The sequence below is a fragment of the Butyricimonas sp. BSD2780061689_150309_C8 genome (assembly GCF_015560935.1).
Taxonomy (GTDB): Bacteria; Bacteroidota; Bacteroidia; order Bacteroidales; family Marinifilaceae; genus Butyricimonas; species Butyricimonas paravirosa.
On sequence record NZ_JADMSV010000004.1, the window covers coordinates 1 to 15970 of the forward strand.

Annotated in this window: 13 protein-coding genes and 1 other RNA gene; 4 read left to right on the plus strand and 10 right to left on the minus strand. The window is 42.5% G+C overall.

What is annotated here, in order from left to right; translation table 11 throughout:
- Positions 1 to 87 precede the first annotated feature (87 nt).
- From ssrA to I2I33_RS05670, 9 genes are all read right to left on the minus strand, one after another.
- Positions 88 to 489, minus strand: a transfer-messenger RNA (tmRNA) gene (gene ssrA, locus I2I33_RS05630).
- Between the two features lie 58 nt (positions 490 to 547).
- A complete protein-coding gene (locus tag I2I33_RS05635) occupies positions 548 to 1660 on the minus strand; it encodes a peroxiredoxin family protein (protein WP_087420864.1) in 1113 nt (370 codons plus the stop codon).
- A 76-nt stretch (positions 1661 to 1736) separates the two neighbouring features.
- Entirely contained in the window at positions 1737 to 3128 is a 1392-nt protein-coding gene (locus I2I33_RS05640; protein WP_087420865.1) for a PKD-like family lipoprotein, read from the minus strand.
- Between the two features lie 20 nt (positions 3129 to 3148).
- Positions 3149 to 3853: a DUF4843 domain-containing protein gene (locus tag I2I33_RS05645; protein ID WP_162613757.1), complete on the minus strand. Its 705-nt coding sequence runs from the start codon at positions 3851 to 3853 to the stop codon at positions 3149 to 3151.
- Positions 3854 to 3857: 4 nt separating this feature from the next.
- Entirely contained in the window at positions 3858 to 5312 is a 1455-nt protein-coding gene (locus tag I2I33_RS05650; RefSeq protein WP_087420867.1) for a RagB/SusD family nutrient uptake outer membrane protein, read from the minus strand.
- Between the two features lie 10 nt (positions 5313 to 5322).
- The gene (locus I2I33_RS05655) at positions 5323 to 8601 is read right to left on the minus strand and encodes a SusC/RagA family TonB-linked outer membrane protein (protein ID WP_229128210.1); all 3279 of its coding nucleotides are present in this window, start codon (positions 8599 to 8601) and stop codon (positions 5323 to 5325) included.
- A gap of 132 nt (positions 8602 to 8733) precedes the next feature.
- Positions 8734 to 9837, minus strand: a complete 1104-nt coding sequence (locus I2I33_RS05660; protein WP_087420868.1) for a FecR family protein — start codon at positions 9835 to 9837, stop codon at positions 8734 to 8736.
- A gap of 150 nt (positions 9838 to 9987) precedes the next feature.
- Positions 9988 to 10524 (minus strand): RNA polymerase sigma-70 factor, encoded by a 537-nt coding sequence (locus I2I33_RS05665; protein WP_087420869.1) that lies wholly within the window; start codon positions 10522 to 10524, stop codon positions 9988 to 9990.
- Between the two features lie 87 nt (positions 10525 to 10611).
- Positions 10612 to 11166: a manganese efflux pump MntP family protein gene (locus I2I33_RS05670; protein ID WP_087420870.1), complete on the minus strand. Its 555-nt coding sequence runs from the start codon at positions 11164 to 11166 to the stop codon at positions 10612 to 10614.
- Between the two features lie 99 nt (positions 11167 to 11265).
- On the opposite strand from I2I33_RS05670, the gene I2I33_RS05675 reads away from it, so the two are divergent.
- On the plus strand, positions 11266 to 12255 hold the full coding sequence (locus I2I33_RS05675; RefSeq protein WP_087420871.1) for a GSCFA domain-containing protein: 990 nt from the start codon (positions 11266 to 11268) through the stop codon (positions 12253 to 12255).
- 204 nt (positions 12256 to 12459) lie between these two features.
- Here the strand turns inward: I2I33_RS05675 and I2I33_RS05680 are convergent, their stop codons facing one another.
- Positions 12460 to 12978, minus strand: coding sequence for an SPOR domain-containing protein (locus tag I2I33_RS05680; RefSeq protein WP_087420872.1), 519 nt, complete (start codon positions 12976 to 12978; stop codon positions 12460 to 12462).
- A gap of 147 nt (positions 12979 to 13125) precedes the next feature.
- On the opposite strand from I2I33_RS05680, the gene I2I33_RS05685 reads away from it, so the two are divergent.
- Genes I2I33_RS05685 through I2I33_RS05695 form a run of 3 tightly spaced genes read left to right on the plus strand, consistent with a single transcriptional unit; the run spans position 13126 to position 15805 of the window.
- Positions 13126 to 14406: a serine dehydratase subunit alpha family protein gene (locus tag I2I33_RS05685; RefSeq protein ID WP_087420873.1), complete on the plus strand. Its 1281-nt coding sequence runs from the start codon at positions 13126 to 13128 to the stop codon at positions 14404 to 14406.
- 9 nt (positions 14407 to 14415) lie between these two features.
- Entirely contained in the window at positions 14416 to 15090 is a 675-nt protein-coding gene (locus I2I33_RS05690) for a TatD family hydrolase (RefSeq protein WP_087420874.1), read from the plus strand.
- A gap of 1 nt (position 15091) precedes the next feature.
- Positions 15092 to 15805 carry a ThiF family adenylyltransferase gene (locus tag I2I33_RS05695; RefSeq protein WP_087420875.1) on the plus strand — a complete coding sequence of 238 codons (714 nt, stop codon included), beginning with the start codon at positions 15092 to 15094 and terminating at the stop codon, positions 15803 to 15805.
- The last annotated feature ends 165 nt before the right edge of the window (positions 15806 to 15970 follow it).

Consider the following 15970-nt stretch of genomic DNA (forward strand, 5'->3'; position numbering starts at 1 on the left):
GTTTCCTCTTCGACTTTACTATTCAAAGATAAGCTTTAATTGGAAAAATGTTACCAACTATTTTTGGCCACATTACTTTCTGTTTGATGGTGGAGTAGCAGGGAATCGAACCCTGGTCCAAACACGGAATCCATATGCTTTCTACATGCTTAGCTTTTTGTTGGTTTTCGAATATAGCCCGGAAAAAAGCACCCAAACTATACCTTAGCTTCTGTTATTTCATCAGCACCACGAAGCAAAATGTTGACTAACCTCGTATTGCCTGCACCCCGGATGCTGGTTGGCACAAGGTGGGACCGCCAGCGGGATGTCCTGTCTCCACTACCTTGAGCGGAGATTAAGCCTCAATCTACTATGATTCGATTAGGCAGCAAGAGCGTAATTTCTTTCGCCAATTAAAATTTTGCGTCCGGGATTTACGGGCCGGCTTCACTACGCCCGACATGCTTACATACCTATTCTTCATGCTGTCAAATCCACGTCTACCCCATAGATATGTGAATGCAAAGATACGAATATAATTGAAAATTGAAAATTATTTATTTCTTCACGGTTCGAGTTGGTTATCCGGTGTATTCGTGCGAACGAGGTTTTCGATGTCTTTCATCTCGGGATTGGTATCAATTACTTTTCCCTGTGGGTCGATCAAATAGACCGTGGGAACTTGTTTCACTTTATAGACTTGCCTTACTCGGCTTTTTTTGAATCCCTCAAGATCAATGAGTTGTTTCCAGTAAATCCCGTCTTCACGGACAGCATTTAACCATTGTTGTTTGTTGTCGTCGAGAGAGATAGAGATGATCTCCAAACCTCGTTCTTTTAATTGAGAATAGTGTTTATTTAATTCCTTATTTTTCTCTCGGCACGGGGCACACCATGACGCCCAAAAGTCGATCAATACGTATTTCCCACGGAAATCAGCGAGTGAGACCGTTTTGTCATTTATATCGGGTAGGGTAAAGGCAGGGGCATCTCCGATTAGTTGGGCGGCTTTAAGTTCTTCATAAGACTTGAAAATCTGTTCTTTCATGTTACTTTCTGGGATGGTGTCGCCTAAGGCTTGGATGACAGCGGTGAAAGGTTGGTAGAAGTGTTCATAGTGATAGAGAACTTTATAGATGATATATTGAGAAATCTCCGTGCCGGCAAATTGTTGTACGGCTTGTTGACGAAAGTTTTCGATTTCACGTAATTTTCGAGATAAAAGAGTACTTCGATTGGCTTTTTGTTGGAGATTGGAGATCGTGTCGTAACCCGAACACATTCGGTTATATTCTTCTTTACGAGCTGTAGATTCGTGTAAATAAGCCGTTAGGCGATTCTGCAAGCTTGTTGGCTGATCGGTTTCGAAGTAATACATACCGTCTTTTTCTGTGAGGTGATAGTGTTGGTTTTGGGTATAGACAGGGATTTCTATGTAATCTTTCGGGAGAAAAGCGATAAGGAGTTTACCCGGTTGGATGTTGGTTTGGAACATGAAACTACCGTCTTCTCGGATTGGTACGATGAATATAGAACTATCACGATGACTATAAGGATCTTGGAAACGGATTTCTTTACTTTTTAATGGTTGTGTGAATTTGCCACTAATTTGAAATACAGGATTTTCCTGCCGTAATGCTATTAGCAAAGTGGCGAGCGTCAATAGAAGTGTCTTCATGGTATTAGCATAATTGAAGAATCGAAAGCAGGATGAATCCTGCTTCGATTCTGTTAGTATAGTAAATCGTGAAATATTATTTTTTATACATCATGTTTACGATTTCTCCTGCAATGCCTTTTTCTTCCCAGGGTTCACTGCTTCCGCTAAGGACGAAACAAGTGACGTTGCCTTTATATTCTCCCCCATTAGCTGATTCCCAGCCCACGTAGAGTTTATTCTCGTTAGAATTGAATACCATTGATTTGATAACATCTCCTGTTTCTCCGACGGTATATTTGGCAGGTTCGAAATTTCCGTTGCTATAAATATTATACACGAAAATTTGATTTCCCACGGAATAATATAAATGGGGATTTTTTGCACTACCGAGAAATTTACTATCTGAGTTAATACCGGTACCTTCCGTTGAAACCGGACTCCCTGAAAGATAAGGAGGATTTGCAAGTATGATTTCAGGCGTCCCTCCTGGAGTTTCCACGATAATAACCTGATTGTAATAACCACCCATACAAGGTACGAAATCGATCAACTTTTTCCCTTTGAAATCATTCGGCTGTATGTCCACTATTCTTGCATACCAGTCATCATAATAGAATAACCTGCTGTTAGCATTGTCATAAACGAGATATGATTTCTTTGCCAGACAAATCTTGTTTGCTAATTCTATTTTATTCGGCAAAACCAACTTGTCTAATTCTTGTTGCACGTGGTTGATAAAACCGTCTTGCCCTGCATCCAGATACAAAAGCCGCCCGTTGTCAAAGCAAAAGATGGTATTGTTTAGTCCCAGATAGGTTTCCGTTTCATTCGGTTTGCCGATGAAATTGAGATTTCCGGCGGGATAATCAAGCAAATAGGTCGCCTCCATCGTTTTACTATTTAATTTTATAATCCTGTTTGGATTTGCGGATGCGATGTAAAGTGTGGAAGAATTTAATTGTACGATTCCTACCGGATCTTCACCTAAAGGATAATCAGGATTGTTACGTTTGTAAGCATTTAATTGAAATGGCACGTCCGGTTTGTCTTCCCTTTTGAAGGAGAGCATGCTGCCCTCGGTAGTTTTGCTCATGACCATTAAGCCTTCTTCGTATGGCGAGGTAACTTTTAAATAGAAGTCCTGATAAGAGGAGCCGTCTTCGTTGCTAACTGTCAGACGACAAGGGAAACTACCCATATCAGCGGGGGTCAATTCATCGCATACGAACTTCAGGTCTTTCTCCGTGCTAACGGTTTTGTAGTTAACGTCCCAGCGATAGGTGAGCGGCTTATCTTCATTTTCTTGTTCGATTGAAGGACAAGCTAATGTGAACTCGTTCCACTGGTCTTCCCTGTATGCCGTGCTGCTGAATTCTTCTTGAAACTTTATTCTGGATATCGGTTTTGTTCCCAATTCGGTCGTGTTATCGATACAGGAATTTAATAGGATCACCGATAAAGTTAAAGCAATGTATATATTTCTCATAGTTACTTGAGTGTTATAGGTTAATTGAAATCCCATTTGATGTTAGGCTGAAATTCCCACTCTTGGGTTAATTCCGGATTGGCTTGAGCGTAATCATACACTTCCCGTTTGAATACACTTTGCACCTCTAGAAAATGGTCTATGCAATATTGACGTTCTAACGGGTGTCCATAATATGCGATGATTTGCTGGTACATGCCTCGGTGATATTTTATTGTTTTACTTCCGAAGATTTCCTTCCACCACATGGGTTCTTCCAAATAGTTATTAAAAGTAATGACAGCTTGAAGATTTTCTTTGCTACCTAATTCAAAATCGATACTTTCTTTCAAATCAAGAACAATCTTGTAAATGACTTCCTCTTCTGATAGCTCGTCTCTAATTAATTCTATGGGTAAATAAGCATTTACCGAGTCGATCAGTAGCGGGTATTCATTCTGGAGCGTTGTAAAATGTACGCCTTCTATTGCTGTGCTTTTTTCTTCGTTGAGAGTTATTCTATATTTCATTTCCCGTGTTGCTGGGGTACCCATCTTTTTGACGGGCATGTAAACGATATGGCGGGTGTAAGTCATGATTTGATCACCGAATGAAAAGTTCACACTGTCTGTGGTTGATGGAAAATAGATTCGGGCAATGTTGTCGTAATAACCGTCTGTGTTTTTCTCGCAGGAAACAAGAAATAACAGGCTGCTGATAATCAGATATAATATGTTCTTTTTCATAATACTATTTATTGATGGAACCAAATTCTTGTTCATTTCTCGGCCAAGGGAGTACGCTGATTTGGGACGAGAGCGTGATTGTGCTTGTATTGTTCACGTTCGAAAATTCGCTGTTTGTCCTTTTGTAATCAAGGAAAGTTTGTCCCTCTCCCCAGAACTCTTTACGTCGTTCTTTTAGCAATATGTTTTGAAATTCCTCCAATGATGTTGCCGGCTCTAATCTTTGTCCCAATCCTCGGCTTCTTCTTACCGCTTCCAAATAACTTTGTCCCATTTCTTGTTTTCCGTTTGCAAAAAGTGATTCGGCAGCAATGTAGTACATTTCAGGAAGACGCAACATGCAGATCCCCCGTATGGCTCCTTGCTGGGCTTCCATATCTTCTACATTATTCCGGTCTACGTCGAGTAGACGGGCAAAAAGGATATCGTTTCCCTCGGTCTTGAAGAAATTGTTCCAACGATAATCGTGATTTTCAGAACTCCAATTTACATCTTGATACATACTCATGGCATCTGGACGTACAAACATAATGTTTTGACTCGCAGTCGGGTCTGTCATGAATTCTTGGAACAATGATTCGTATAATTTGTTGGACCATAACCCCCAAATCATTTCATTTTGTCCCGGGTACCGCATTGCTTTGGAAACATCTTCCGTCGAGGCAATCAGGCGATAATTGGGAGATGCGATTACTTTTTCCGCGTAATACCCTGCACTATCTAATTGTCCTTTGTAGTGAAAAACTCTGGCTTTCATCGCATAAACACCGTATAGGTTGACGTAATTGTAGGTCGTGTTACGATATTCTCCGCTAAGTTGCAACGTGTCATTTGCAAGTAGTTGTTGTGCTGTTGTTAAATCTGCTAATACATTATCATAGCATTCTTTTAGCGTGCATACTTCTTTATTTTTGAGATCGAAAGTATAGGCATAAGGAATGCCGCCTGCGTTAGGATTATTCTGGATGGTTTCACAGAAATAACGCATGATGTCGAAATGTAGGAAACCGCGTAGTGCATACGCTTCTCCTTTGATCAAGGGGTAGTCCGAGTGTGCGTTGAGGTCTGCACCTTCGATATTTTCAATGATGTTGTTCAGGTAGGATATAACTTTGTAAGTATCTGTCCAGATCGTTGTAATGATATTTTCTACTGCCGGGTAGGTATAATTGTAGCGGAGGGTATTGTATGCTGTCTGTTCTTCACTTACGGTTGCTTTAGGTGTAAACAGTTGTGCCAGTTGATCGGCAAAACCGTAAGTCAGATTTTTACCATACAGGTTGGTGGTTGCCAGATTGGCATATACACCGTACATGGCATCACGGTAACCTTGAATATCTTCAAACAATTTGGTTTGAGTTACTTTACCGGCGGGGTTCACGTCTAGGTATTCGTTACACCCGGTAGAGATACAGCTTATAAATAAGCAGGTATATAATATGTGTTTAAATTTTTTCATGATATATGGTTTAGAAAGTTGCACTGATGGATAATTGGTAACTTCTGGCAAACGGGTAGTCAAATCCGCGTTCTTGTTTAATGGTGGACAGGCGGAACAGGTCGTTTGTCATTAATTGAACCCGGAGGCGACTCAAGTGGAGTTTCCTGTAAATAGCGGGAACAAAATCATAGGATAGACTCAGGCTTCTTAGGCTGAGTGTGTATTCGTCTTCGATGAAACGGCTGGTTTGATCTGGAATACTCTGGTCTGCGATATTTTTGTACTTCACCTGGTCGCCTACTTCTTTCCAACGGCTTTTAAATACACGTTCATCGGCATTATTGTAGGGACTGGAACCTTCAACACGAGTCACTAATGTTTGGTTATAGACTGTTGCTTTTAACTTGTAATCAAACATCATATTGAGTTGGAGATTCTTGTAGGTCAAGTAGGAACTAAGAATACCGTACACTTTAGGATCGCTATCTCCGAATACAATCTTGTCACGATAATCGTACGTGAAAGTCGGTTTGCCGTCTTTCCCGATAAAAATTTCCCGCCCCGTGGCTGGATCGATACCACCGGATTGTACAGCTTTGACAGCGCTAATAGATTCGCCTTCTTCATAAACCGGCATGGGAGCCCGTGACTTCTCTGCGTTATTCTTTTCGTTCTGTTCTTTTAAGACATTACTGATCTGTATGATTTTGTTCTTGTTATGACTGGCGGTTAGGGAAAGCGTCCAATCCCAGTTAGAGTTACGGATAGCAATGATTCTTGTTCGGAATTCTATACCGGAATTGTCTATTTTGCCCATGTTTTCTGTGGCTGTTCCGACCCCGACAGAAGGAGCTTTGGTTACGCTTAGTAACAGATTGTCGGTGATTTTCTTGTAATAATCAAGTGTCATGTCGAATCGGTTGTTGAACAGGTTGACATCCAACCCGATATTATAATTCAACGTACGTTCCCATTTCAGATCTGCGTTGCCGATGGTGATGGGAACAGCTCCGATTCCGTTGTCATACAAGTTCTCTGCCCGGTATTCGTAAGTCGTGATCGCTTGATAAGGAGAGAAACTAGCATTTCCGAGATAACCGACGCTGGCACGTAATTTCAGTCGGTCTGTTGAAGTTGCGTGAAAGAATTTTTCATTATGAATGTTCCAGCCAAGACCGAGACTCCAGAATGGAGCGTAACGCTGGTCTGCGCCAAATTTGGATGAACCCTCGTATCGAATGGAAATATCTGCAAAATAACGATCTTTGTAAATCGTGTTGAGGTTGATAAATCCACCCAATGTTCTTTCCACGTCCTGAGAACCAGTGGGAGTTCTCTCCGAGGGATATTGAGTCGCGAAAGAGGGGTGTGCCAATTTGTCGGAGAAAATGCCAATCCCTGTGTAGCCGTTACTGTTCAGATCCGAATGTTCTATGTTACCTCCGGCAATTAGGCTGATTAGTGTTCCGTTGTCGAAAACTTGGTTATATGTTAATAAAAGTTTTCCCTGGTAATCGATCGTGTTGGTATTGCTGATCGTGATACTTCCTGCTTCGTTAACGGGGGAATCGTCAAAGGTTTTCGAATCCGGCGAGAGGAAACTTTCCCGGTTGCTCAGGTATTTATTTAGAGAGAAAGAACCTTCGATTCGTAATCCTTTGGCTAATTGGACTTTTAAGTCTAGGACATCATTGATGCTGAGGGTTGATCCTTTATCGTAACTACCGAGCGTTGCCTCGTAAAGCGGATTCGCTTTGTTGAAAGTCAGGTTATTATTCAGTGTCCCATCTACATTGTAAGCCCGGTCGTACGGATTTTGGTTAACGTATTCTCGGAATGAACCGTAAGGAGATTCGTGGTTGTTGGTCCCGGAAATTGTCGTGTAATTCTGGACGTAAACAGCATCATTCTTGTTGTAGGATAGCTTGAATATCAACGAGTAACGTTTCCGGTCGGAATCTAGCATGACCCCCTGATCATTCCCGTAACGGACACCTAAGTTGTAACGAACATATTCGTCTCCTCCATACACGGTGATATTGTGATTATGCGTGAAGGAATTACGTAATGGGTAGGACATCCAGTCCGTGTTTACACCTTCACGGATACGTTGGTATATGTTATTGTATTGGGCATCTTTTTCGTATTGGTCAGCGCTTAAACCGTCTTCAGAAGTATATAATCCTGCCCGGTATTCATACTCAAGTTTTTGTTCTGGGTTGAGCAAATGGTAGTCGCTTAGATCGGGAACAGATACTTGGAATGTCCCGCTATAGGAAACTTTCATCTTTCCGGCATTCATCGGGCGGGTGGTGATAACAACCACGCCGTTGGCGGCCTTGGCACCGTAGAGGGCGGATGCGGATGCATCCTTCAGTACGGTGGCTGATTCAACATCGTTAATATCCATGTCGAATACGTAATCGGCGGAAACCTCTGCTCCATCAACAATGAATGTGGGAATATTGCTGCCTTCGGTAAAGCTGCTCCGTCCGCGGATCAATATTTCAGGACGAGTATTGGGGTCTGAACCACGCTCGTTATTTTCTACCAACTGCATACCGGGAATAAATGCTTGTAAGCTTTGTAACAAGTTTCTATTTCCAGCGATAAGTAACTGGTCCCTGCTGATTGTTTGTGCCGCTCCGGTGAAACTTGCTTGTGACTTGTTTCCATAACCGGTAACAACAACATCTTCTAGTGCTTGGTTGTCATTTTGCAAAATGACCGTGTAATCTGTTTTCTCGTGATTTAATTTTAACTCGTAGGGTTTCATGCCGATAAAAGAGAATACCAGTACAATATTTTTATCTGCAGGGACAGATAATGCGAATTTCCCGTCAATATCTGTGGCCACGCCTAAAGATGTCCCTTTGATGAATACGGATACTCCGGGCAGAACCTCTCCGCTTTCATCCGTGACTTTCCCGGTGATCTTGATCTCTTTTGTTTGTTGTGTGGGCTGTATCGTTTTTGGTGAAATCACGATATAGTTACTCAGAATTTCGTATTTTAACGGTTTATCTTTCAGGGCGGCATCCAGAATCTCCGCTACGGTCTTCCCTTTTATATTAGCATTGACCTTGTAACCTTGAACATCCTCGTGATTGAATACAAACTGCAAGTTGATCTGTTGTTGTATTTGTTCGAAAAGCTGTTCTAAATTAACCTCTCCTAGTTGTAAATTGATCTTCTTTTCCTGTGACCAGACTTCGGCATTTAGGCTTGTACATCCCAATGCAACCACTAGGCACATGAGTTTCATTTTAATCATGATCCAAATTAGTTTTTGAATGTTTTTTTTCATAATTTTGTTATTAATATTTGACATGATTCCCTTTGTGGGGAATTTTAGCCGGAATGTATTGGCGTGCGTTCCGGTTTTTTTCCTAATGTTTGTTCTATTCTTGTTTCTATTTTTTCCTAACGATTTGATTAATTATTTATACTCTTTTACAAGCAATGTTTTACCTTTTATTTCCAGACGAATTTTCTGTGTCATTCCGAGAGTGTTTATCACTTCCGTGATGCTGCAACTACGCTGGAAACCAGCCGTGAAATGAAGTTTCTTTAGAGTTGGGTTTTGATAAATGACTTCGACATCATACCATCGTGCAATCTCGTTTAACAAGCTTTCCAAGGGTTGTTGCTTGAAATAGAATGCGTTGTACCGCCAAGCGATAGCCTCTCTCAATTCGATCTCTCTCACTTTCACGATTCCTTGTTTCAATAAAGCCTGCTGGCCGGGGACAAGTGGTATCACTTCTTCCTGTCGCACAAGTTGAATACTTCCTTCAGCTAATGTTGCGGAAGCCGGTTCGTCCGTGTAGGCACGTACGTTAAATTGCGTGCCTGTCACCCGAATATCAAACTGCTCTGTTTTTACAATAAAGGGGTGTCGCTCGTCTTTCGCTACATCGAAAAAAGCCTCGCCTTTTAGTTTTACTTCTCGCTTTTCACCGGTAAAATTGACCGGGAAAGTAATCTCGCTCTCCGAATTTAACCATACGATTGTTCCATCTGACAAGATCAATTGATATTCGGATCCTCGGGGAATCCACATCGTGTTGTAAACGACTTGTTCGTTGTGAACGGTCGGGTGATAGACTAATTGTTGCGCTTTGTTCCGGATGGTGGTTCCATTCTGCTCCTGTAAGTCATTCACGGAATCTGACAACACGACTTGTTGACCATCAGATAATGTTAGAATGATGTTTCTTGGCAGAATAGAGCTTTGTGTTGTATCTGTTGCGTGAAATCCTGGTATTCTCTTCTGTATCTGTGTTAAAGAAAGGGCAATTCCGATCAGTATTGTCACTGCTGCTACGCTAGAGATCCATATTCTCAATTTCCGCCCTGGTTTTTGGTTGCTGACAAATATCTTCCATGCCTCTTCTTCATCCACCTGCTCTGAAACTTTATGGGCATAAACGGCATGCCATATACGTTGTAACTCGTACAACCGTCGTTTTTGTTTTCCGTCTTTCAATCTTTTGGTTAAAACATTCTCTTCTTCCGGGGAGAGTTTTTCTCCGGAAAGCATATTAATGACAATATCCTCAATGTCGGTATTATTTTTTTTCTAACATACACGCCGCCTTTATTATTTTTCACCTAAAGACAACATGAAGTAAGAAAAGGGTAGTTCTCCCTTTTGAAAGTTTGATATTTTTTTGTAAAAAGAAAAAGTGGGCTATTTATTTCTGGTAAGTATGAGATAAAGGATTAATTCCGAAACCTCCTTATTTGCCTTCTCCCGTAGAAAAGCATAAGCTCTTTTAATATGGTCTTTCACGGTGTTGACAGATATATTCAATATCTCTGCAATTTCTGAATAAGATTTTGATTCCACGATGCTGAGTTCCAGTACTTTCTTGCGTTTTTCCGGAAGCAATTCTAGTAGCCTCTGTACCAAGTGTAAATATTCTTCTGGGCTATCCTCATCCTCTGCCGCTTGTCGGATATACTCTTGTTGATACTTATTTACTACTCGCTGGTGCTTTAAATAATTCAAACTGCTGTTTCGAATGGCATATTGTAAATATTTTCTTGTATCTCCGATTTTGTCGAATTCCTTTCGCTGTTCCCAAAGTCTCGTGAAAATTTCCTGCGTGATATCCTCTGCGGTTGCTAGATCATGTACATAAAATAAGGCAATTCTTACTAATTCGGGATATGTTTCTCGGAAAAGTAGTTTAAAATCATTTAATATGTCTCTGTTTTGCCCCATCCTATGATATTTGTGCAAATATATAGGAAATAATTGAAAACTATTTGAAGAAGAGAAGGAATTATTCAGTTTGGGAGCATGGCGTGTTTATTCCATCAGATGCTCGATGAGGATTTTGACTCCGATAGCGATGAGGATGATTCCCCCGAATAATTCGACGTTGATACCTTTGATTTTTCCGAAACGGTAACCGCTGATGACCCCGATCAGGGAGAGGGCGAATGTCACGAAGCCGATGATGAAGGCAGGGAAATAGATGCTTGTTTTAAGGAAGGCCATACTGACTCCGACGGCAAGGGCATCTATACTGGTGGCTACTCCCAATGTGAGCAAGGTTTTGGTGGAAAAGGATGAGATGGTGGTTTCTTCTTCCCCAAAAGATTCGTAGATCATCTTACCACCTAGAAAACCAAGAAGGATAAAGGCAATCCAGTGGTCAAAGGCGGTAATGTACGAGCTGAAGCTGACTCCCATGAGCCAACCGAGCAAGGTCATCCCTCCTTGAAAAATTCCCATGGTAAGGGCCAGACGTAAGGACTGCCGCATGCAGAAAGGGCGCATGACGATACCGCCGCTGATACTTACGGCAAGACTATCCATGGCTAGGCCTACGGCGATCAATAAAATGGAGATGATTCCCATGCATGAAATTTTTGACAAAAGTATAAAAATGATGGAGGAAATGAGCGTAAAAAATGTAACTTTGTAAAGATAGAGTGATTATTTATAATAAGTATAGATATGAATTTACAGACGAAGATTACAATTGCGGCACCGGATTTTTCGATAGATTATAATTCCAAGCTGATGATGTTGGGATCGTGTTTCGCGGAAAATATGGGTGGTAAGTTCTCGTATTACAAGTTTGACGTGGATGTGAATCCTTGCGGAATTATTTATAACCCGCTGTCCGTGGCAAACGTGTTGCGTCTGATCATGGAAGGAAAGCCGTTCGGGAAGGATGATTTAAGGAAAGTCGGTGAGAAATGGGTGAGTCTGTACCATCACGGGGCATTCTCGTCCACCGATCCGGAAGAGTGTCTGCGTCGGATAAACGAGCGTTTGGAGAGGGCCACAAGAGAACTTCGTTCTTTAGATTTATTGGTAATCACTTGGGGAACAGCGTGGGTGTACAAGCATGTGGGGGAAAATTTGGTTGTGTCGAATTGCCACAAGATCCCTTCGCAGGAGTTCGAGCGTAGTCGGTTAAGTGTGGAGGATATTGTGAAGGAATACGTGGAGTTGATTGGGCGTTTACGGGAGATTAATCCGGGACTTCGAGTATTGTTCACGGTAAGCCCGATCCGCCATTGGAAGGATGGCGCTCACGGGAACCAGTTGAGCAAGGCCACGTTGTTGCTGGCGATTGATCAGTTACGGGAGAAATTGGATCACGTGTATTATTTTCCGGCTTACGAGATCGTGTTGGATGAATTACGGGACTATCGTTTTTATGCGGATGATATGTTGCATATGTCTGGTCTCACGGTGGATTACATTTGGGAACGTTTTCTGTATAGTTTCATTACTCCCGATGTGTTGGGGTTGATGAACCAGATCGGACGGATTAATAAAGGGGTGGCGCATCGTCCTTTCGACCCGCAGTCCGAGGATTATCAGCGTTTGGTAAAGAAAATGTTGGCTGAAATTGCCATGATTTCCCATTCCTATCCGATGATTAATTTCTCGGCGGAAGAGGAAAAACTTAAAAGTTTAGAGTTTAAAATTTAGGATGAAGAAACTACCCCCACCGGCTCCCCCTTGCACAGGGGGAGAGACGAACGCAAGAAGGCTTCACAATGTTTCAATGTAGCGCATCCTCCCCTTGTGTAAGGGGGAGTTAGAGGGGGGGAGTCGGAAAATTAAAAGATAAAAAACTAAAAGATGAAAGTTGAAGAAACCTGTAACTCGTCAAAGGAGAATCCGGGCTAAAATTTAAAATTCCACGGGTGGTGCCGTAACCGTGTCTTGCTCCACGACGGGATTCAGTTCTTGTAGGTAAATAGTCGTTTTTACCGGATAAGCACCGGAGTACTTTTTACGGATTCGTTTCAAGGCGGGGATTGCCTCGATGCGGGTGCGGAAATTACCTACCCGGATTTTAAAATCAGGATCGGTGTATTGCAGGTATGCCGGAATGTCTGGGAACTCTTCTTCGAATCGTTTGGTATAGCTTTTCAGCGTGTCCACGTTCGTACCGTATGAACTACGGGATAGGATTTGGATGCGATACCCTTGAAAAAGCTGTTCTTTCCGGTTCACGGAAATATTCAGTTTTAATAGTTGTTCAATTTTCGGATCGGCATGAATGATCACTTTACCTCCGGTAATGGAATCTGTTTCCGAGAGTTGTTTCACGAAGTCAATCTCTTTTTTGACCGGGGGAATAGAATCTGTTTGTGCCCAAGTGAGGGACGTGATGAAAAGTGATAATATGACGAGTGTTAATTTCATGGGTAAATCTCTATCGTGCGTTCAACTAATTCGACTTCAATCGACAAAGATAGTATAATTTGTCTTTTTGTGGTAGAAAAATAGATAAATAACACTATTTTTGTAGTCGCAAAAATTTAGCGTTCTACATGAAAAAGGAATAATAAGATGAATCAAGTAACAGATCAACAAATCATTGAAATATTGAGAAAAGAGGCCGTTCCGGCCTTGGGGTGTACCGAACCGGTAGCCTGTGCTTTGGCGTGTGCAAAGTGTAAAGAAGTATTGGGGGGTGTGCCCGAGCGTTTGGATGTACTGGTTAGTGGTAATATTTACAAGAATGGTATGGGCGTTGGCATTCCGGGAACAGGAATGGTCGGGTTGCCTATTGCTGCCGCTTTGGGAGCTGTTTGTGGAAAATCGGAGTACGGGTTGGAAGTGTTGAAAGAGGTGAACGTGGGGGATAACTTGCAGCGTGCGAAAGATATGTTAGGTCAGGTGACGGTTTCTTTGAAAGAGGATGCGCCGGATAAATTGTATGCCGAGGCTCTGGCCACGAAAGGAAATGATACGGTGAAGGTGATTATTGCTCACACGCATACTAATATCGTTTTGGTGGAGAAGAACGGGGAAGAGATTTTCAAAAGAGAATTCCGTCTGGATACGTCAAAACCGGAAGATAAAGGACCGGAATTGAGCGTGAAACGTATCTGGGATTTCGTGCATGAAGTGGACGTGAAGGACATCGAGTTCGTGTTGCAGGGTGCCGAAATGAACAAGGCAATCTCGGCCGAGGGATTGAACTCGGAGTATGGGTTACAGATTGGTAAGACATTAAAAGAAAATATAGATAAGGGGTTGCTGGAAGATGACTTGCTAAACCGCACGTTGATTCGTGCTACGGCAGCATCGGATGCCCGTATGGATGGATGCCCGAAACCGGTGATGACGAACTCCGGTAGTGGTAATCAAGGAATCACGGTATATCTGCCGGTGGTGGTGGCTGCCGAGAAATTCGGGGCATCCCGTGAACAATTGGCTCGTGCTTTGGCATTGAGTAACTTGATAGCCGTGCATATTCACCATTACATGGGACACCTTTCAGCTCTTTGTGGTATTCTGATTGCTGGAACTGGTGCGGCATCCGCAATCACCTATTTGATGGGAGGAACTTACGATAACATGGTGAACACGATCAAGACGATGTGTTCTAATTTGACGGGTATGATGTGTGACGGGGCAAAACAGGGATGTGCTTTAAAGGTATATTCCGGGGTATCGGCTGCCGTACAGGCCGCTTTGTTGTCCATGAGAGGAATCAAGACGAATAATGATGGAATCGTGGAGGAAGATATTGAACGTACCATTCGTAACGTGGGTTTGATCGGAACGAAGGGTATGGAGGAGACGGATAAGACGATCTTGAATATCATGTGCAATAAGAAATAATAGAAAGAATTGAATCCGTACGTAAATATACACACGCATCATGTTGGTGAAGGAATTAACATTCTGGATGTTGGTGAAGGAAAGGCGTGGGTAGAAGGTGAAGAAAAACGGAAATCGGTGGAGGGGCAGGAGGTGTTTTATTCCGTGGGGGTTCATCCCATGAAATTAGCCGGGCTGGGAGAGAATGTTTTTACGGGGATAGAGGATACGACACGGATGGAAAAAGTAATAGCAATAGGAGAGTGCGGTTTGGACCGTCGCTCTCCTATTTGTATGAAGACGCAGGAAGAGATACTGGACGTTCAAGTCGGTTTGGCGGAAGAGTTGCGTAAGCCGTTGATTATCCATTGCGTGAAGGCGTATTCGGAATTGATTGCCGTGAAGAAACGAACGGGTTCTTCCGTACCTTGGATTATTCACGGGTATAACAATAACGAACAGATATTGCGGCAGTTGTTGGATCACGGGTTTTATATTTCCGTGGGAGCGGCTTTGCTGAATTCGCACTCGAATGCTTTTCAATTGTTGCGGGTTATCCCGTTGGGGGCGTTGTTTTTGGAGAATGATGACAAAGAGGTGGAGATTCACGTTATTTACGAGGCCGCATCTGCCATTTTAGGGATAGAGGTGGAGGCATTGAAGGAAATGATGAGAATGAATTATAATAAAGTTTTTGGAAAATAGTATGGATTGGTTGAGTAGAACGGAATTGCTTTTGGGAGAAGAACGGTTGGGTTTGTTGAAGAAAGCTCATGTGTTAGTGGCAGGATTAGGAGGCGTCGGGGCATATGCTGCCGAACAATTATGTCGGGCCGGGGTTGGAGAGATGACGATTATTGACGGGGATTGCGTGGACGTGACGAATAAAAATCGTCAACTTCCGGCGTTGGATAGTAATATCGGTAAGGCGAAAGCCGAGATCATGGCGACCCGGTTTCGTGATATAAATCCGGATATTCAATTGCACGTAATCAATGACTTTATTAAGGATGACCGCATGATTGATATTCTGGAAATGGCGGAGTATGATTACGTGGTGGATGCCATTGATACATTGGCACCCAAGATATTTTTAATATACCATAGTTTGCAAAAGGGGTATCGGGTCGTGAGTTCTATGGGAGCCGGGGGCAAAATGGACCCCGAACAAATCCGGATAGCCGATATTTCCAAATCATATAATTGTAATCTAGCCCGGATGTTACGGAAAAGGCTGCATAAACTGGGGGTCTATAAAGGAGTAAAAGTCGTGTTTTCCCCCGAAGAAGTTGACCCAGATGCCGTTGTTTTAAGCGAGAGTGAGAATAAAAAGTCGAATGTTGGGACAATTTCTTATATGCCACCTTTGTTTGGGTGTTTCTGTGCTTCGGTGGTGATCCGGGATATCACCGGAAAATAATTGAAATGAGCATATGAAAAGGGGGGGGCAAAAGTCTTATCTAGTATCTACAAGCTACCCCCACTAACTCCCCCTTACACAGGGGGAGAAACCGCTTGGTAATCAGCTCTCCCCCTGTGTAAGGGGGAGTTGGAGGGGGTAGTTATTTAAAATTGACTTTTTCGA